12 protein-coding genes and 2 pseudogenes are annotated in these 19534 nt (G+C 62.4%); 6 read left to right on the forward strand and 8 right to left on the reverse strand.

Going from position 1 to position 19534, the window contains the following annotated elements; genetic code table 11:
• Window positions 1-3: 3 nt before the first annotated feature.
• The 4 genes from ACQKEN_RS08115 to ACQKEN_RS08130 form a co-directional block, all read right to left on the reverse strand.
• Window positions 4-3111: an efflux RND transporter permease subunit gene (locus tag ACQKEN_RS08115; RefSeq protein WP_427684968.1), complete on the reverse strand. Its 3108-nt coding sequence runs from the start codon at window positions 3109-3111 to the stop codon at window positions 4-6.
• Window positions 3108-6332, reverse strand: coding sequence for an efflux RND transporter permease subunit (locus tag ACQKEN_RS08120; RefSeq protein WP_427684970.1), 3225 nt, complete (start codon window positions 6330-6332; stop codon window positions 3108-3110). Before ACQKEN_RS08120 ends, ACQKEN_RS08115 begins: the two co-directional genes overlap by 4 nt.
• Window positions 6329-7429, reverse strand: a complete 1101-nt coding sequence (locus ACQKEN_RS08125) for an efflux RND transporter periplasmic adaptor subunit (RefSeq protein ID WP_427684972.1) — start codon at window positions 7427-7429, stop codon at window positions 6329-6331. The genes ACQKEN_RS08120 and ACQKEN_RS08125 overlap by 4 nt, the downstream gene beginning before the upstream one ends.
• Window positions 7430-7867: 438 nt before the next feature.
• Window positions 7868-8920, reverse strand: coding sequence for a diguanylate cyclase (locus ACQKEN_RS08130; RefSeq protein ID WP_427684974.1), 1053 nt, complete (start codon window positions 8918-8920; stop codon window positions 7868-7870).
• 275 nt (window positions 8921-9195) lie between these two features.
• On the opposite strand from ACQKEN_RS08130, the gene ACQKEN_RS08135 reads away from it, so the two are divergent.
• A complete protein-coding gene (locus ACQKEN_RS08135; protein ID WP_427684975.1) occupies window positions 9196-10221 on the forward strand; it encodes a hypothetical protein in 1026 nt (341 codons plus the stop codon).
• A gap of 108 nt (window positions 10222-10329) precedes the next feature.
• On the opposite strand, the gene ACQKEN_RS08140 is transcribed toward ACQKEN_RS08135, so the two are convergent.
• A complete protein-coding gene (locus ACQKEN_RS08140; RefSeq protein WP_427684977.1) occupies window positions 10330-10629 on the reverse strand; it encodes an ArsR/SmtB family transcription factor in 300 nt (99 codons plus the stop codon).
• 85 nt (window positions 10630-10714) lie between these two features.
• On the opposite strand from ACQKEN_RS08140, the gene ACQKEN_RS08145 reads away from it, so the two are divergent.
• Window positions 10715-11806, forward strand: a complete 1092-nt coding sequence (locus ACQKEN_RS08145) for an NADH:flavin oxidoreductase/NADH oxidase (RefSeq protein WP_427684978.1) — start codon at window positions 10715-10717, stop codon at window positions 11804-11806.
• A gap of 130 nt (window positions 11807-11936) precedes the next feature.
• Window positions 11937-12812, forward strand: a complete 876-nt coding sequence (locus tag ACQKEN_RS08150; RefSeq protein WP_427684979.1) for a LysR family transcriptional regulator — start codon at window positions 11937-11939, stop codon at window positions 12810-12812.
• A gap of 49 nt (window positions 12813-12861) precedes the next feature.
• Here ACQKEN_RS08150 and ACQKEN_RS08155 read toward each other — a convergent pair whose 3' ends face one another.
• The 3 genes and pseudogenes from ACQKEN_RS08155 to ACQKEN_RS08165 form a co-directional block, all read right to left on the reverse strand.
• Window positions 12862-13734 (reverse strand): methyl-accepting chemotaxis protein, encoded by an 873-nt coding sequence (locus ACQKEN_RS08155; protein WP_427685107.1) that lies wholly within the window; start codon window positions 13732-13734, stop codon window positions 12862-12864.
• Window positions 13717-14778: pseudogene (locus tag ACQKEN_RS08160) on the reverse strand (methyl-accepting chemotaxis protein); the annotation flags it as partial. The gene ACQKEN_RS08155 and the pseudogene ACQKEN_RS08160, both read right to left, overlap by 18 nt.
• A gap of 446 nt (window positions 14779-15224) precedes the next feature.
• Entirely contained in the window at window positions 15225-15650 is a 426-nt protein-coding gene (locus tag ACQKEN_RS08165) for a VOC family protein (protein ID WP_427684981.1), read from the reverse strand.
• 417 nt (window positions 15651-16067) lie between these two features.
• On the opposite strand from ACQKEN_RS08165, the pseudogene ACQKEN_RS08170 reads away from it, so the two are divergent.
• The 3 genes and pseudogenes from ACQKEN_RS08170 to ACQKEN_RS08180 form a co-directional block, all read left to right on the forward strand.
• A pseudogene (locus ACQKEN_RS08170) lies at window positions 16068-17102 on the forward strand (HAMP domain-containing protein); the annotation flags it as partial.
• Window positions 17103-17192: 90 nt separating this feature from the next.
• Window positions 17193-17957: a methyl-accepting chemotaxis protein gene (locus ACQKEN_RS08175; RefSeq protein ID WP_427685108.1), complete on the forward strand. Its 765-nt coding sequence runs from the start codon at window positions 17193-17195 to the stop codon at window positions 17955-17957.
• A 137-nt stretch (window positions 17958-18094) separates the two neighbouring features.
• Window positions 18095-19306: a diguanylate cyclase domain-containing protein gene (locus ACQKEN_RS08180; RefSeq protein ID WP_427684983.1), complete on the forward strand. Its 1212-nt coding sequence runs from the start codon at window positions 18095-18097 to the stop codon at window positions 19304-19306.
• Window positions 19307-19534 lie beyond the last annotated feature (228 nt).

Raw genomic sequence — 19534 nt, forward strand, 5'->3', positions numbered from 1 at the left:
CAGTCAGCCGGGCACGTGAGTGCGGCGGATACGCGTGTGCCAGAGATGCCGCGAAGCACGGCTCAGGCGATCGAGATAGAGGTACACCACCGGGGTGGTAAACAGGGTCAGCAACTGGCTCAGCACCAGGCCCCCGGCAATCGCCACGCCGAGCGGCTTGCGCAGGTCGGCATCGCCGCCGCTGCCGAGGGCCAGGGGCAAGGCCCCGAAAAAGGCGGCCAGGGTGGTCATCATGATGGGCCGGAAGCGCATGCGGCAGGCTTCGATAATCGCCTGCTCAGGCGTCATCTTGCGATCGCGCTCGGCCATCAGGGCGAAGTCGATCATCATGATGGCGTTCTTTTTGACGATGCCGATCAGCAACAGGATGCCGATCAGGGCGATCACCGTCAGCTGCATGTTGACCGCCTTGAGCAGCAGCAAGGCGCCAACCCCTGCCGACGGCAAGGTCGACAGAATCGTCAGCGGATGGATGTAACTCTCGTAGAGCACCCCGAGCACGATGTACACCGCCAGCAACGCCGCCGCGATCAACCACGGCATGCTGGCCGCGAGTGCGGCGTACGCCTGGGCTGTGCCGGCAAAGCCGTACTGGATATCCCGGGGCAGACCGACCTTGTCGACGGCCGCATTAATGGCCGCCGTGGCCTGCTCCAGAGACGCACCATCCTGCAAGTTGAAGGCGATGGTGCTGGTCGCCGACTGCCCCTGATGCGCCACGGCCAGCGGGGCGTTGTCGGGACTGAAGGTGGCAAACGCGGTCAGCGGCACTTGCTGGTTGTCGGCGTTGATCACGTACATGCGGTCGAGCATCGTCGCGTCACGGGTGTACACAGGGTCCAGCCCCATGATGACGTGGTACTGGTTCAGGGTTTTGTACAACGTCGCCACCTGCCGCTGGCTGTAGGCGTTGTTCAGCAGGTTGTCGATGTCGCTGACGCTCACCCCCAGACGACTGGCGGCGGCGCGGTCGATGTGCAGTTTCATCTCCTGGCCGCCGGTCTGGGAGTCCGAGTCGATACCGGTCAGTTGCGGCAATGCCCGCAGCGCCGCCTCGACCTTCGGTTCCCACACCCGCAGCAGGTCCAGATCATCGGCCTGCAGGCTGAACTGGTAGGTGGCGTTGGCGCTGCGCCCGCCCACACGAATGTCCTCGGCGGGCATCAGGAACACCTGAATCCCCGCCACCTTGTTGTTCGCCCGGGTCAGCCGGTTCGCCACCGCCGCGGCGCTGCTGGTGCGCTGTTTGTAATCCTTGAGCCGAATGAAAAAGTCGCCGGTGTTGCGCGACCCTGCGCGCCCGCTGCCGGTCGACGACATCACCGCCTCGACGTCGGGATCGACCGCCAGGTCATGGGCGATCTGCAGCAAGTGCGGCTTGAGGGCCTGAAAGGAAATGTTCTGGTCAGCCCGCACGGCGCCCATCAACACGCCCGTGTCCTGGGCCGGAAAAAACCCTTTTGGCACTGTCGCGTAGAGGTACACGTTGAGCCCCACGGTCAGCAGCAGGCTGAACATGGTCAGCAGCCGATGACGCATGACCCAGGCCAATGCCGTGAGGTAGGCGCCCTGCATCCGCGCAATGCCGGCTTCAATCCAGCGATAAAGCTGCAGCTCGCGGGCGTCGTGGGCCGGCTGGCGCAGCAACAGGACACAGAGCACCGGGGTCAGGCTCAGGGACACCAGCATCGACAGGCCCAGAGCGATGCTCAGGGTCACCGCGAACTCCCGGAACAGCCGCCCGACAATGCTGCCCATCAGCAGGATCGGAATGAACACCGCGATCAGCGATAGCGTCATGGACAGCACCGTAAAGCCCACTTCGCGGGTGCCCATCAGCGCCGCACGCAGCGGACGCATGCCTTGTTCCTGATAGCGGGCGATGTTTTCCAGCACCACGATCGCGTCATCCACCACAAAACCGGTGCAGATGATCAGCGCCATCAGCGACAGGTTATCGAGGCTATAACCCAGCAGGTACATGATCGAGCAGGTCCCGATCAGCGACACCGGCAGCACCACAGCCGGAATCAGCGTCGCGAGCAAGTTGCGCAAAAACACGAAGACCACGGCGATCACCAGCAAGGTGGCGATCAGCAGGGTTTCTTCGGTGTCATGCAAGGACGACCGCACGGTCGGGCCACGGTCGATGACGCTGATCAGCTGCACGTCACCGGGAATCTCCCGCTGCAATTCGGGCATCAGCGCCTTGATGCTGTCGATGGTCTTGAGCATGTTGGCGCCGGCCTGGCGGGTCACGCCCAGCGTCACCGAGGGCTGGCCGTTGTAATAGCCGCCGACAAAGGTGTCTTCCACCGAATCGTAGACGTTGGCCACATCGCGCAACCGCACGGCAGCGCCGTTCTGATAGGTGATGACCAGGTCCTGGTAATCGCTGGCCTTGTCGATCTGGTCATTGCCGTCGATCACCCAGCTCTGCCCTTCCCCCTGCAAAATGCCTTTGGGCTTGGCCTTGGTGGCGTCGTTGATCGTCTGCCGCACGGTCTCCAGGGAAATGCCGGCGTGGTTGAGCAGGTTGGGCTGAACGTCGATGCGTACGGCCGGCAAGGCGCCGCCGCGTACCGACACCTCGCCGACCCCGTTCACCTGGGCGATCTTCTGCTGCAACTTGCTGTAGGCCAGGTCGTAGAGTTCACCAGGGCTGCGCGTCGAAGAGGTCAGCGCGAGCATCAACACCGGCGCCTCGGACGGATTGGCTTTGCGGTACGTCGGCAGCGACGGCATCGAACTGGGCAGCAGACTGCGCGCGGCGTTGATGCCGGCCTGCACATCCCGGGCGGCGCCGTTGATGTCGCGGTCGAGTTCGAACTGCAGGATTACCGTGGTCGATCCCTGGCTGCTGGTGGACGTCATCTCGGTGATGCCGGCGATCTGCCCGAGGCTGCGCTCCAGCGGCGTGGCCACGGTGGCGGCCATGGTCTCCGGACTGGCACCGGGCAGCGAGGCGCTGACCATGATCGTCGGAAAATCCACCTGGGGCAGCGGCGCCACCGGCAACAGCATGTAACCGAGAATGCCGGCCAGGGTGATGCTCAGGCTCAGCAACAGCGTCGCCACCGGACGGCGGATAAACAGCCGAGACAGATTCATGGCCGTGCGTTGCCCTGGCCTGTAGCTGAACTGCTGCCCCGCTTGAAGCGCGCCTTCGCCCGCTCGGACAGTCGATCAAACATCAGGTAGATCACCGGCGTGGTGAACAGCGTCAGCACCTGGCTGAGCAACAGCCCGCCGACAATCACCAAGCCCAGCGGCCGACGCAGCTCCGCCCCGGCCCCCGTGGCGAGCATCAGCGGCAACGCACCGAACAGCGCCGCCAGTGTGGTCATCAGGATCGGTCGCAAGCGCAGCAGTGCTGCCCGGTGAATGGCGTCCCGTGCGTTGAGGCGCTGGTGCTGGCGACCCTCCAGGGCGAAGTCGATCATCATGATCGCGTTTTTCTTCACGATGCCGATCAACAGCACCACGCCTATCAGCGCAATCAGGCTGAACTCGGTCCCGGTCAGCAGCAACGCCAGCAAGGCGCCGATCGCCGCCGAGGGCAACGTCGAGAGAATCGTCACCGGGTGGATGAAGCTCTCGTAAAGCATGCCCAGCACGATGTACATGGTGACCAGCGCCGCGAGGATCAACCACAGCGTGTTGCCCGTGGCGGTCTGGAACGCCTCGGCCGCGCCCTGATAACGCAGGGTGATGCTGCTCGGCGCGTTCAGCTCGGTCATCACCTCGCTGATGGCCTGCTGCGCCTGCTCCAGGGAATAACCGTCTGCCAGGTTGAACGACACCGTCACCGCCGGAAACTGGTCCAGGCGACTGAGTGACAGCGAACCGGTGCGCTGCCCGACCTTGGCGATGTCGGTCAGCCGAACCATCTGCGCCGGGGTGCCTGTTGTGCCTGTGGTCGTGGTCGAACTGGACGACGTGCTCTGGGTGGTGGTGCTCGAAGACGTGCCTGATGTCGTGCTGGCCGTCGTCGAGGTAGCGCCCGTCGCTGCCAGATAGATGTTGTCGAATGCCGCCAGCGATTGCTGGAACTGGCCCGGCACCTGCAGCACCACGCGGTATTGGTTGGACTGGGTAAAAATGGTCGAAATCAGGCGCTGACCAAAGGCGTTATACAACGCGGTATCGACGTCGGAGGCGCTGATGCCGTAGCGCATGGCCGCCGCGCGATTCAGCTCGACGTACGCCACCAGACCCTGGTCTTGCAGGTTGTCGATGACGTCGCGCATTTCCGGGCGGTGCTGCAATTTCTCGATCAGCCGGGGCGTCAGCGTCGACAGGTTGGCGCTCTCCGAGTCGTCGAGGGTGAACTGGTACTGGCTCGGGGTCAGCTGGTCATCGACGGTGAGGTCCTGGGACGACACCAGATGCAGCTGAATGCCGGACACGGCGCTCACGGATTTTTCCAGACGCGTGATGACCTGAGTCGCAGTGTCGGCACGCTCGTCGAAGGGTTTGAGGCCGATCTGCAGACGGCCGTTGTTCAGCGAATCATTACTGCCGTCGACGCCGATGGTGGACGACACCGACTCCACCGCCGGGTCCTGACGCACCACTTCCACCAGCGCCTGCTGACGACGGGCCATCTCGCTGAACGAAACATCCTGAGAGGCACGGGTGAAGCCCTGAATCAGGCCGGTGTCCTGGGTCGGGAAGAACCCTTTCGGTACCACCAGATAGAGAAAGCAGGTGAGCGCCACGGTGCCCACGGCCACCAGCAACGTCAGGCGCTGGTGATCGAGCACCCACACCAGACCCCGGTCATAACCGTTCAGCACTTTTTGGTACTGGCGATCGCCCCAGGCGGCGAAGCGGCCCTTTTCGCTTTCAGATACATGCCGCAGGAGGTGCGCGCAGAGCATCGGCGTCAGGGTCAGGGACACGACCATCGACACCAGAATCGCCACCGCCAGGGTGATGGCGAACTCGCGGAACAGCCGCCCCACCACATCCCCCATGAACAGCAGCGGGATCAGTACGGCAATCAACGAGAAGGTCAGGGAAATGATTGTGAAACCGATTTCCTGGGAGCCCTTCAGCGCGGCGGCCATGGGCTCCTCGCCCTCCTCCAGGTGCCGGGAAATGTTCTCGACCACCACAATCGCGTCGTCGATGACGAAACCGGTGGCGATGGTCAGGGCCATCAGCGTCAGGTTATTCACGCTGAAGCCGGCCAGGTACATGATGCCGAAGGTGCCGACCAGGGACAGCGGCACCGCAAGGCTCGGGATCAGCGTCGCCGTGAAATTGCCCAGAAAAGCGAAGGTCACCAGCACCACCAGCCCGATGGACAGCAGCAGCTCGATCTGCACGTCCTTGATCGAGGCGCGGATGGTCTGGGTGCGGTCGCTGATGACCGTCAGCTTGACCGAGTCGGGCAAGGCCGTTTGCAACGTCGCCAGCTTCTGCTTGATGCTGTCGACCACGTCGATGACGTTGGCACCCGGCTGGCGCTGGACGGCAATGACAATCGCCGGCTGCCCGTTCGCCGTGGCCCCCAAGTATTGGTCCTGAGGCGCTTCGGACGTGGTGGCGACATCCTTCAGACGCAGCGCGGCGCCGTTCTCGTAGGCCAGCACCAGCTCGCCGTACTCAACCGCATCGCGCAGCTGGTCGTTGGCGTCGATGGTGATGGAATGGGACGGGCCATCGAAGCCGCCCTTGGAGCCGTTGACGTTGGCGGCGTTGACCTTGTCGTAGACGTCTTCCAGGGTCAGGCCGTGGGCCGCCAGGCTGGTGGGGTTGACTTCGATCTTCACGGCGGGCTGCTGACCGCCCGCCAGGCTGACCATGCCGACGCCGGAAATCTGCGAGAGCTTGAGCGCCACACGGGTGTTGACCAGATCCTGCACGCGGGTCAGCGGCAGGCTGTCGGACGTCGCCGCAAGGGTCAGCACGGCGGTGTCGGCCGGGTTGACCTTTTTATAGGTCGGCGGGTTCGGCAGGTCGGTGGGCAGCAGGCTGTCGGCGGCATTGATGGCCGCCTGCACTTCCTGCTCGGCGACATCCAGCGACAAGTCCAGGGAGAACTTCAGGGTAATCACCGACGCCCCGGCCGAACTGGTCGAATACATCTGCGCCAGCCCGGACATTTGCCCCAACTGGCGTTCCAGCGGCGCAGTCACCGCCGAGGCCAGCACGCTGGAGCTGGCGCCGGGGTACAGCGTGGTGACCTGGATGGTCGGGTAGTCCACTTCCGGCAGCGCCGAGGTCGACAGCAGGCGATACGCGAAAATACCGGCCAGCATCACCGCGAGCATCAGCAGCACCGTTGCCACCGGGCGCTGGATAAACAGTCTTGAGGGGTTCATGGGGCAGCATTGCCGACAGCCGGCTGCGTGGCGCTGGCAGGGGTGCTGGATGCGGCGACGTCCGCGCCCGCCGGTTTATCCGCCTCGATGCTCACCTTGCTGCCGTCACGCAGATGATCGATACCACGGGTGACGACCTGATCGCCCTTGTCCACGCCCTGGCTGATGACCGTCTGCTCTCCCATGGCCGGGCCGACCTTGACGCTGCGACGGGCGACCTTGCCGTCCTTGACCACATACAGAAACTCGCCGTCGCTGCTCAGTTGAACAGCAGCCGACGGCACCACCACGGCGTTGTGCAGGGTGTCGGTGGTCAGCTTCACGTTGACGAACTGGTTGGGGTAAAGCTTCTCGGCGGGATTATCGAACAGCGCCTTCAATTTGATACTGCCGGTGGTGGTGTCGATTTCGTTGCTGATGAATTTCAGCGCGCCGTTGGCCAGGGGCGTGTTGCCCAACTGATCGAGGGCCTGCACGCTCAGGGTCTCGCCCTTGCGGACCTTGGGCAGCAGGGTCGCCAATTGTGCCTGGGGCAGGCTGAAGGTCACGGCGATCGGGTTGGTCTGGGTCACGGTGACGATGCCGGTGGTGCTGCCGGACGACACGATGTTGCCCGGATCCACCAGACGCAACCCGACGTAGCCATCAATCGGCGAGACGATTTTGGCGTACACCAGATTGAGTTTCGCCGCATCGATCTGGCCTTGATCCGCTTTCACCGCGCCGGCGTACTGGCCGACGGTGGCGATCTGCGTGTCCAGGTCCTGTTTGGCGAGGGAGTCCTTGGCGAACAGCCGTTTGTAGCGTTCGGCGGTCAGTTGCGCGCTTTTCAGCAGTGCCTGATTCTGGGCCATGTCGCCCAGGTATTGGTCCAGGGTGGCCTGGTAGGCACGGGGGTCGATCTGCGCGAGTAACTGGCCCTTCTTGACGTACTGGCCCTCTGTGAAATACACCGCCATCAACTCACCGTCGACCCGGCTGGTCACGGTGACCGAGTAGTTGGGGACGACCGTGCCCAGCGCCTGCTGAATCACCGGAACGTCCGCCGTGCCGGCCGTGCCCACCGCGACGCTGACCGCTGCGTTGGGGTCCGCCATCCCCGGCCCACCGTGGCGACCACCGGGTCCGGCCGAGACGGCAGCGCCAGCATCGGCGGATGGCGTCTGGGTCGAGGCATGCCGGTAATAGACATAAACAGCCCCAACGGCTGCGGCTATGAGGAGCGCAAGGACAAGGCGCTTTCGTGAGCGGGCTGCCGAAATCTGGGTCATGTGGTACTTCTTTGTGGCCAAGGGACAAAAGTGAAGCCGTCAGGCGGCGTCACCGGGCGAATCGGTAAACCACGCGCGCGCATCGCTGCGTCAGGCAACGTCGATACGTGCAGCTGCCGGCTGGGTGAAGTTCGGATTGAGGTGTTTCGAATTGTTGCGACATTTAGCCTTGCGTGACCGGCAGGAACAAGCGAGGAGCCCGACCTTTGCAGAGAATTTACATTCGGCGGTTGAGCAGGACCGCACTCATGAAAGCGACCGCACTCACTCCGCCAGCATCACCCGATTGCGTCCTTCCTGCTTGCCCTCGTACAAGCGCTGATCCGCCCGGTTCAGCGCATCCCGGAACGTCTCCTCGTCCTTCAGGATCGCCACTGCCAGTGTCGCGGTAAGTTTCAGACTCACCTGCCTGATCTCCCCGGCCTCTTCGCGAATGTGCGTGAGGATGCGCTCGGCGATCAGCCGCGCGTCCTCCAGGGTGGTATTGGGCATCAACACCAGAAACTCTTCGCCGCCCCAGCGCGCGGCGATGTCGGTGGTGCGCACGCATCGGGCGATGACGTCGGCCACCTGCTGCAGCACCACATCGCCCAGGTCGTGGCCGTGCTGGTCGTTGATCTGTTTGAAATGATCGATGTCCATCAGCATCAGCGCCGTGGGGACCTCGCGGCGGCCCCCACCCAATTGACGCAAGCGCTGCAGCACGCGGCGCCGGGTGTAAAGGTTGGTCAGGCTGTCGCGGTGGGCAGAGTGATAAAGGTTCATGTGCATCGACAGATTGAAACGCACCGACAGCGCCGTGGCGTGCAACAGCAATGCCGTGGCGGTCAATGCGTTGGCCGCGCCGAACAGGTCCTGGGCGTTTTCGCTGATGCTGATGACGGGCACTTTGTTGCGCAGCAGGTACCCGCCCACTGTGACGATGAGCACGGCGGCGCTCAGGCATCCTCGGCGCACCGGCGAGGAGTGAAAGCCGAAAGCGATGATGGGAACGATGCAAAACACGTAGAGATGGAAGTTGCTGTCCCAGCCAAGCACCCAAGTAGCGATGGCCGCATGGGCGATGATTTCGACGCAGATCAGCATGCCGGCGCACCGATAAAGACGGCGTTTGATCGCCAGCAGGCAGGCAATGTAGGCCGTGACGCTCGCCGCGTTGGTGAGCCACATCACGCGTAGATCCACGATCAGGAACAAACCCAGCAGCAGCACGTGGATCGCGAACGCGATCTGCACGATCGGGATGATGTGTTTCCAGTATTCAACGGTGGCTTCGCGCGTGACCTGAGTGCGGTCATCGGCAGTAAGGCTGTTCATCACGGTGTCTCTGCGGAATAAGTACGGTGGGTGCAGCAAGTCGCTATAGCACGCCTCTCAGAACAGTGTGCGTCCTGTATCAAGTTCACGCTAAAAATTAGCTTTAAGCTTAAGTGGATCCAGGCGTAGGCAATTGATTCTGAAAGCATTTTAAAGTTGGGGCATTTTGCCAGTATTTTTTTTGCGACCGCATAAAACTAATTAAAACGCGCAACGGTCATTGAAGTAAGCGCAAAAACTATTGCGTTCTGTCCATGACCAAAGGAACTGCCAGTATGATTCGTGATGACCGCGTTACACCTGCCGCCTACGACGATCCTGTCTACCGGGGCACTGCTGTTGCACCCTTGCTCAAACGTATTTCATGGGGCGCCATTCTGGCCGGTGTGGTACTCGCGCTGGTGGTTTCCCTGATGCTCAGCTTGCTGGGCACCGCCATCGGCACCGCGAGCATCGATCCGCTGCAAGAAGCTGATCCGCTGGCGGGCATGGGCAAAGGCACCGGCATCTGGCTGGGTGTTAGTATGGTCATTTCCCTGTTCGTCGGTGGCTGGGCCGCCGGCCGGTTGGCCCATCGCGAAGGCGCCTTCCACGGCATTCTGGTCTGGGCCAGCGTTTCGCTGATCAGCGTTTACCTGGTCTCCAGCGCCGTGACCGGCGTCGTGCGCGGCGGTTTGAACCTGGCGGGCAGCGGTCTGTCTGCGGTGGGCAGCGGTATCGCGCAAGTGGCCCCGGCCGTGGGCGGCAAGATTCAGGAGCAGCTGCGTGCCCAGGGCATCGACTTCAATCTGAACGACATTCAGGGCGAGATCGAGCAAGCCATGCGCCAGACCGGCAAGCCTGAACTGGACCCGAACAAGGTCAAGCAGGACGTCGCCACCACCCAGGAAGACGCGAAAAACACTGCACAACGCAGCGCCCAGGATCCGCAACAGGCCGACGAGCAACTGAGCGGCTTGATGGACCGTCTGAAAGCCAAAGGCGACCAGGCATGGGACGCCGCCGACCGTCAGGCGTTCGTCAACCTGATCAAGGCCCGTGGCAACAAGACCGACGCCGAAGCCAACCAGATCGTCGATCAGGCTCAGGCCAGCTACCGTCAGGCGTACGCCAAGTATCAGGAGCTGAAAGCTCAGGCCGAACAAAAGGCCCGTGAAGCGGCTGACGTCGCGGCGAAAAACATCTCCCGCGCCGCCTGGATTCTGCTGATCACCCTGGTGGTTTCTGCCCTGGTGGCAGCCGGCGCTGGTGCAATGGGTCGTCGTACCCAACCGGCTGCGAAGATCGTCGGCGCTGTCTAAGCGTCACGTTCAAGCCCGCAAATGAAATGGCCCGATCGCAAGATCGGGCCATTTTTGTTTGCGGCGAGGCTGTGCAACGGAATGCCCCGTACGTCTGAAAACCCCGGTTCAGGCCTGCGCCAGAATGCACCGCAGCAAGCCAGGGAAGCGGGTATCCAACTCGTCAGTTCGCAGGGAATTCATGTGGGTGGTGCCGATGTTGCGCGTGTGCACCAGGCCCGCGTCGCGCAGCACCCGGAAGTGATGGGACATGCTGGACTTGGGCCGCCCGCCGTCGAGCTCACCGCAGGTCGCCTCGGCCACCGTGGAAAGACAGCGAACGATCTCGAGGCGTACGGGGTCACTTAATGCGTAAAGCAAACGCTCAAGTGTGAGTTCGGTCGGTAATGGATGTTTGAAGGCGCGCATGCCGCGCATCATAGCGGGGGGTTTCATTCTCCGCCATATTTCGAATACTATCGAACAAGCGAATTCAATCATCAGGAGTATTTCCATGTCTGCATTGTTCGAACCCTTCACGCTGAAGGACGTGACCCTGCGTAACCGCATCGCCATTCCTCCAATGTGCCAGTACACGGCAGACGACGGTGTGATCAACGAGTGGCACCACGTTCACCTCGCGAGCATGGCCCGCGGTGGTGCGGGTCTGGTGGTCGTCGAAGCCACCGCCGTCTCCCCTGAAGGCCGCATCACCCCGGGCTGCGCCGGTATCTGGAGCGACGAGCACGCCCAGGCATTTATCCCTGCCGTGAAAGCGATCAAGGCCGCCGGTTCGATTCCGGGCATCCAGATCGCCCACGCCGGTCGCAAGGCCAGCGCCAACCGCCCATGGGAAGGCGATGACCACATGGCCGCCGATGACGCCCGCGGCTGGCAGACCATCGCACCCTCAGCCATTGCCTTCGGCGCCAACCTGCCGAAAGTCCCGCAGGAAATGACCCTGGACGACATCGCCCGGGTCAAGCAGGACTTCGTCGACGCCGCTCGCCGCGCCCGTGAAGCAGGCTTCGAGTGGATCGAGCTGCACTTCGCCCACGGCTACCTGGGCCAGAGCTTCTTCTCCGAACACTCCAACCAGCGCACCGACGCCTACGGCGGCAGCTTCGACAACCGCAGCCGCTTCCTGCTGGAAACCCTCGCCGCCGTGCGTGAAGTCTGGCCGGAAAACCTGCCGCTGACCGCGCGCTTCGGCGTGATCGAGTACGACGGTCGTGACGAGCAGACCCTCAGCGAATCCATCGAACTGGCGCGCCGGTTCAAGGCCGGCGGTCTGGATCTGCTGAGCGTCAGCGTAGGTTTCACCATCCCGGAAACCAACATTCCGTGGGGCCCGGCCTTCATGGGCCCGATTGCCGAACGCGTCCGCCGCGAAGCCGGCATCCCGGTGACGTCGGCATGGGGTTTTGGCGATCCAAAACTGGCCCAGGCCGCTGTTCAAAACGGTCAGCTGGACCTGGTGTCGATCGGCCGTGCGCACCTGGCGGATCCGCATTGGGCGTATTTCGCCGCCAAGGAGCTGGGCGTCGACAACGCTTCGTGGACCCTGCCTGCGCCGTACGCGCACTGGCTGGAACGCTACCGTTAAGCGTCCCGCGATAAAGAGTGCCGCCCATTGAGGCGGCATTTTTATTTGTCGGCGGCACTGGGTACTATCCGCTGCCGGCCGCCTGTTGACGCGCCCTGGCCGATTTGAATTCCCACCCCAGGACCTGACGATGATCAGAGAATTGAAAACCTTCGTCTGCGTCGCGCGCCGAGGCACCTTTGCGGCGGCCGGGCGTGAGGTCGGCCTGACGCAATCGGCGGTGAGCGCGCAGATCAAGAACCTCGAAGACACCCTGGGCGTCACCCTGTTCGACCGCACCGGCCGCGCCGCCACGTTGAATGCCGCCGGACAGCGCGCCGTGGCACTGGCCGAAGAAATGCTGCAGTTGTTCGGGCGCATGGGCAGCCCTGACAGCGCCAACGACTTTCGGGGTTCGCTGCGCATCGGCGCCATCAGCACCGCGCAGACCGGCATTCTGCCCCAAGCCCTGGTGGCGCTGCGCAGCAAGGCGCCGTATATCGAGGCCAGTCTGGTGCCGGGGGTGTCGCTGAACCTGCTCAGTCAGGTGGACGCCGGCGAGCTCGACCTGGCGATCATGATCAAACCGCCATTCGCCCTGCCCAAGGAGCTGCACGCCGAGGTCATCGCCAGAGAACCCTTCGTGCTGATCACGCCATCTGGCATGCAGGGCGACGACCCACGGCAGATCCTCATGGACCACCCCTTCATCCGCTACGATCAACGATCCTTCGGCGGTCGCCGGGTGACGCAGTTTCTGCGCGAGCGCAAGCTTGAGGTGCGGCAAACCCTGGAGCTCGACGAGCTGGACGCCATCGTCAAGATGGTCCGCGCCGGGCTCGGCGTGGCGCTGGTGCCCATGGCCGGCTTGTGGCTGGAACATGCGCAGGACGTGCGGGTCATTGAATTGGGTGAGATGACCTTTTTCCGCGAGATCGTGCTGGTCAGCAAATACCTGCAGCGGCATACGCCGCTGCTGGAATTGTTCAGAAGCTGCGTCGTGGACGCACTCCCCCGCGCGCGCTGATCCTATTAACCGGCACGCTGTTGCCTGGCACGGCAGCGCGCGTCCGCGATCACACCTTGAATTTTCCGACCAGCGTCTGCAAGTGCACGCCCAACCGGGCGAGTTCAACACTGGACGCCGCCGTTTGTTCGCTGGCAGCCGACGTCTGCTCGGAGACTTCGCGAACACTGATCACGCTGCGGTTTATTTCTTCGGCGACAGCGCTTTGCTCTTCAGCGGCAGCGGCAATCTGGTGGTTCATCGACTCGATGGACAGCACCGAGCGTGTAATGCCCCCCAATGAAACCCCGGCACGGCGGCTCAGTTCGACACTGCTGTCAGTCAGCACGCGACTGTTTTCAAGGATCCCTGCCACCTGCTGCGTGCCGCTTTGCAGACCGGTGATCAGTTGCTCGATTTCTTCGGTGGAGGACTGGGTGCGCTGGGCCAGGCTGCGCACCTCATCGGCGACCACTGCGAAGCCCCTTCCCGCTTCGCCCGCCCGCGCAGCCTCGATGGCGGCGTTCAGGGCCAGCAGGTTGGTCTGCTGAGCGACCGATTTGATGACATCGAGAACGCTGCCAATTTTGCCGCTCTCGGTTTTCAGATCCGCCATTGCCACCGTCGAGTTAACGACTTCAGTGGCCAGGCGCTCGATCTGGTCAATGGCCTGACGCACCACCTCGTCGCCATCACGGGCCTCACGGGTGGCGGTGGCTGCGGCCTCGGAAGCGCTTTCCGCGTTGCGTGCAACTTCCTGCACCGTGGCCGCCATTTCGTTCATTGCCGTTGCCACCTGATCGGTTTCGATCTTCTGGCTGTTGACGCCCGCGCTGGTTTGCTCGGTGATCGCTGACAACTCCTCGGCGGCACTGGCGATCTGCGTCACGCCATTGCGCAGCCCGGCAATCAGTTCACGCAGGTTGACCGTCATCCGCGCCATGCTGCGTTGCAACATGCCCAGTTCGTCTTTGCGCGACACCACACGGGCATTTGTCAGGTCGCCACCGGCCACCTGCTCGGCCGTGCGCAGCGCGTCCATCAGGGGCAGAACAATCATGCGAGTGATCAGCCAGGCCGCGAGAATGCCCAGGAGCAATGCGCCCAGTGTCGCGCCGCCCAACACGTTACGGGCAGCGTCCACGTCTTCGCCGCGCAATACCGCCTGATTTTTTGCCAGCGCGTTACTGGAGGCGAACAGGCTGGCGATTTCATCGTTCAGTCCCACCTGTGCGTTGGCAGCGCCCGCCTGGGCCTCACTGAACTGACGGACCGTCAGCAAATAAGCGTCCAGGGCCGAACCCAGACGCTGGATGGCATCGCCTTGTGTCGCAGGCAACGCCTGGCTGAGGACAGTGGTGTAGGCGCGAGCGTCACCGATGGCTTTTTTGGCCGGAGCTTCGAGCTCGGGTTTGAGGCTGTAGGTGTAGCCGCGCAATTGAAAGCGCGCCTGCTCGACCAAGGCCTGCGCCTTGACCACCGCAGCGGTCTGCCCGGCGTCGCCGTTCGCGGAAATAGCGGCTTCTATCTTCTGCAACTGCTCCACGGCGGCATCCGCATTGCTGCCGAAAACCCCACGAGAGGCCTCGCGCTTCTCCACCGATTGAACGTAATCATTGAAATGCGCACGGTAGCGCCTGACCGCCTCGGTCGCCGACTGAATATGCGGGATATTCAGCGCCGAATCGAAATTGGCGCGGCAGTACGCCAGGTGACTGTCGAGGTTGTCCAGCGCCTTGACCACCACAGCGGCGTGCTCTGCATCGTAATTGAGCGTGTAGGACAGGCGCGCGATGCGCATGTCACGCGTCAGGTCGTTGAGTTTTGCGATGTCGAGAATCCGGTCTCCCCTTTCACTCAGTCCGCCAATCCCGGACCAACCTGCCAACGCTATCAATAGGGTCAACACCAGCACTGCGCCAAAGCCCAGAGACAGCTTGGATCTGACGCTGATGTTTTCCAGCATCCTGTTCATCGCAGTGAGCATAAGTATTCGAGTCCGATCCAGTCATAAAGGGAGTGCTGAATCGACTTATCGGCCGCTGGGCGGGTAAGTTGAGGTGGCTGCGATGCGCCTTGAACGAAACGGGCGGCGTTGGGAGATCTGCGTTGTCGCGCGCGGCGGCGTCGGGCGAAGAACGCTGTAGGAGCGCGCTTGCCCGCGATTGCGGTGGGTCAGTCAACGCATCCAGTGGCTGATATTCACCATCGCGGGCAAGCGCGCTCCTACAAGTGAGCTGTGTTGAATCCAAAGGCCGCGCCAGCCCATTACCCGTCGGCAACGGTTTGCTGGCGAATACATTGGGTCAAAAACATCATCAGCGATTGGCATATTGCGTTCGCCAGCAAGCCGGCTCCTACGGATTGAGAACTGCGGCGCCAGGCGCAAAACAATGCAGGCGCGCTTGCCCGAGATTGCCTGTAAAAACCGGGTTATTTCGCGAACAGTTGGCTCATGTCCTTGAACGCCTTGAACTCCAGCGCGTTGCCGCACGGATCGAACAGAAACATGGTCGCCTGCTCGCCGACCTGGCCCTGGAAGCGAATATAGGGTTCGATCACAAACTTCGTTTCGCGGGCGCGCAGACGATCCGCCAGCGCCTCCCACTCTGCCCAATGCAGAATGATGCCGAAATGCGGAACCGGCACGTCATGGCCATCCACCGCGTTGGAGTGCACGGACTCCTGGGAAGTGGTCTTCGGGTGCTCGTGGATGACCAGTTGATGGCCGTAGAAATCGAAGTCGACCCATTGCTCGCTGGAGCGGCCTTCGGAAAGCCCGAACACGTCGCCGTAGAAGTGGCGCGCGGCGGCGAGGTCGTAGACGGGAATGGCGAGGTGGAACGGCGAGAGGCTCATGGTCGATCCTTGGATACGGGGAGGACGTCAGCGATGACGTGGCCGGAGTATTGATCGTACACAAGGAGGTGGAAAAGCGGATATTGGCGCTACTGAGCCTCAACTATTTTGATCAATGACGAGCATTTGCCATCTCCTGCCATCGAACCTCTGCCTGCTCGACGACGGGCCACGGTCATGGATGTGGCGCTAAACGCTGATAGTCGCCCTCGTCACCCCACCCAAGCCTCGCCTTGCACACCTTGTGCCTAACACCCGGACATGACACGTCGTCCTTCCACCAACGACCGATGGTCAGATTACAGTCAAACCGAGGCCTGTTTTAACCTGCAAGCCATTCATCTATGGCGCCGCCCGCCGATAGACCGGCAGACAGACTGCAATCCTTTCCCTGCAATCGCTTGAAGGCTCTACGGCATGACCAAATCCCTGAAATTCAGCCACAAAATTCTGCTGGCGGCCTCGCTGGTGGTAATCGCTGCATTTACCTTGTTCACCCTCTACAACGATTATCTGCAACGCACTGCGATCCGGGATCAGTTAAGGGAAAGCCTGAACCAGATGGGCGAGAGTACGGCCGGTAATATCCAGAACTGGATGTCCGGACGCATCCTGCTGGTGGAAAACGTCGCCGAGGGTGCCGCCGTGGCGCCCTCGCCTGAAGTGTTTAACCGTCTGCTCGGTCAGCCGACGCTGATCTCGACGTTCATGAGCATCTACCTCGGCAAGGCCGATGGGTCGTTCGTGACGCAACCGCCGGACGACATGCCCGGCGATTATGATCCGCGCACCCGCCCCTGGTACACCGATGCGCTGAAGGCGGGCAAGACCACCCTGACCGAGCCGTATCTGGACGCCGTGACCAAGGGCCTGATCGTGACCATCGCCACGCCGGTCAAAGGCCCGTCGGGCGTCGCTGGCGTTGCGGGCGGCGACCTGAGCCTGGAAGTGCTGGTGAAGATGATCGGCGCGCTGCGCCTGCAGAACGACGGCCATGCCTTTCTGGTCGACGCCAACGGCCGCATCCTCGTGCATCCGGACACCTCGCTGGTGATGAAGACCCTGGCCGAGGTCTACCCGAACGCTACGCCGCGGTTGTCCGAGGATGTCAGCGAAAGCGAGCACGCCGGCAAGACGGAGGTCATCACCTTTGCTCACGTTGACGGCCTGCCTTCGGTCAACTGGTACGTCGGCATCGCGGTGGACAAGGCCCAGGCCTACGCCGCACTGGGCGATTTCCGCAACTCGGCCATCGTCGCCACGATCATCGCCGTGGTGCTGATCATTCTTCTGCTGGGCGTGCTGCTCAACGTGCTGATGCGTCCGCTGAACACCATGGGCCGCGCCATGCACGACATTGCGGCGGGTGAAGGTGATCTGACCAAGCGTCTGCAGATCCTCAGTCAGGACGAATTCGGTTACCTGGGCAACGGCTTCAACCTGTTCGTGGAGCGGATCCATGACTCGATGCGCGAAGTGGCTTCCTCCACCGTGCAACTCAACGAAGTCGCACTGCGCGTGGTGAGCGCTTCGAACTCTTCGATGCTCAACTCCGACCAGCAGGCCAACCGCACCAGCAGTGTCGCAGCGGCCATCAACGAGCTGGGCGCAGCGGCGCAGGAAATCGCGCAGAACGCCGCCATGGCCTCGGGGCATTCCAGCGACGCCCGCAATCTGGCGTCCAGCGGACAGGCCGTGGTCGGTCAGAACATTCAGGCGATGAACCGCTTGTCGACACGCATCAGCGGCGCCAGCGAGCAGATCGAACAGCTCAACACCAAGACCGCCAACATCGGGCAGATTCTCGAAGTCATCACCGGTATCTCCCAGCAGACCAACCTATTGGCGCTCAACGCTGCCATCGAAGCGGCGCGCGCCGGGGAAGCCGGACGCGGTTTTGCCGTGGTCGCTGACGAGGTCCGCAGCCTGGCCCATCGCACCCAGGAATCGGCCAGTCAAGTGCAGAAAATGATCGAGGAGCTGCAGCACGGTGCCCGTGAGGCGGTGGCGATCATGAATGAGAGCCAGCGCGAGAGCCATGAAAGCGTGGGCATCGCCAACCAGGCCGGCACCAGTCTGGAGAGCGTGACCGTGCGCATCGGTGAGATCGACGCGATGAACCAGTCGGTCGCCACGGCTACCGAGGAACAGACCTCGGTGGTTGAAGCGATCAACGTCGACATCACCGAGATCAACACGCTGAACCAGGAAGGTGTGGAAAACCTGCAGGCCACATTGCGTGCCTGTTCCGACCTGGAACGCCAGTCGGTGCGTTTGACGCAGCTGGTGGGCAGCTTCCGTATCTAAAGCAAAACGGAGCGCTGTTCATCGCAAACCTGACGCTTGATCGGTCAGCTCTTGCGAAATCAGCGTCCCGACGAAATGATGGCACTAAGACATCACTGGTGATGTCATAGTCCTGTAACCCACCCTTTTGGTGCAACATGCTTTCCTTTGTCCTCGATCGGCCTGGCCCCAATGACGCGCAACTTCTCGCCGAGGTCGATCGCACCATCGCGTCGCGCTTTCGCAGCCTGCGTTTCAGCGCAGAGCTGGAGCGTCGTTACGAGGCAGAGACGCTCGAGCAACGTCGCCAGTTCCTGACCGCAGTCGGCATTGGCGGCATCCTCATCTACAACCTGTTCATGGTCAGTGACTGGCTCAGCCTCAACGACATGTTTACCTACGTGGCGCTGGGCCGTGTCTGCGTGATGACCCCGATCTTCATTGCTCTGTTGATTATCGCGCGGCGCGCCCGCACCCGACGCACCATCGAAACAACGGCAGCCCTCGGCACCGTGTTGTGCTCGGTGATGCCACTGGTGGCGATGATTTTCAGCGAAAGCCCGTTCCGCTTGCACTATCAGTTGGGAATGCTGCTGATCATGGTGTATTGCACGGTGATCCAGCAGGTGCCGGTTCGCACGGCGGCAGTGGCCATGGGCTGCATGCTGGTCATCCAGTTGGTGACCACTTACCTCGCTGACTTCGCCGACTTTCAGATCTGGCAGGCCAATGCGCTGTTGTTCTTTTCGACCTCGGCGTTGCTGATGATGGCGTCGTGGTTTCTGGAACACGGCAACCGCCTGAGTTATCTGTTTGCGCTGCGGGGACGGCTGTTGCAATCGCAGCTGGTGGAACTGGCGCGCATCGACTCGCTGACGCAGTTGTTCAACCGGCGCTTTCAGGGCGAGGTGCTGGCTTCGGTGTGGGGCCGCGCGGCGCAGACGCCCATGAACGTCGCGGTCATCCTGCTGGACATCGATCACTTCAAATCCTACAACGACAACTACGGGCACATGCAAGGCGACACCTGCCTGCGGCTGCTCAGTGGTGTGATTCAGCGCACCGCGCAGAAAGCCAACGCCCTGACCTTCCGCTTCGGCGGCGAAGAAATCCTCGTACTCATGACCGACGCCCACCCGGCCCAGGCCAGGGCGCTGGCGGAAAACCTGCGCTCGGCCGTCGCCGCGCTGAACGTGCCTCACCCGGTGCTGGGCGACGGCGCCAGAGTCACCATCAGCCTGGGCGTCGCCGTCGCCAGCGCACCGCAGAACAGCGCCGAAGTGCTTATCGCCATGGCTGACAAGGCGCTCTATGCGGCCAAAGGCGAAGGCCGCGACTGCCTGCGCTGCGCCCCGGCCGAAGTGGCCTAGCAGGCCCCCTTGCGCATTGTAGGACCGGCTTTAACCGGGAAAGCGTCGGCAGTCACACAGCAGAATTGTGGGTGCTCATACAGGCCCCTTCCCGGCTGAAGCCGGTCCCACTAAACGCATCGCATGCATCCAGATAGGACTGGACGAACGCGAACTTTGTGGGACCGGCTTCAGCCGGGAAAGCGTCGGCAGTCACACCGCAGAATTCCGCGTGCATCGCCCCTCCGA

It is taken from the genome of Pseudomonas sp. NPDC078416, from assembly GCF_050268485.1.
Taxonomy (GTDB): Bacteria; Pseudomonadota; Gammaproteobacteria; order Pseudomonadales; family Pseudomonadaceae; genus Aquipseudomonas.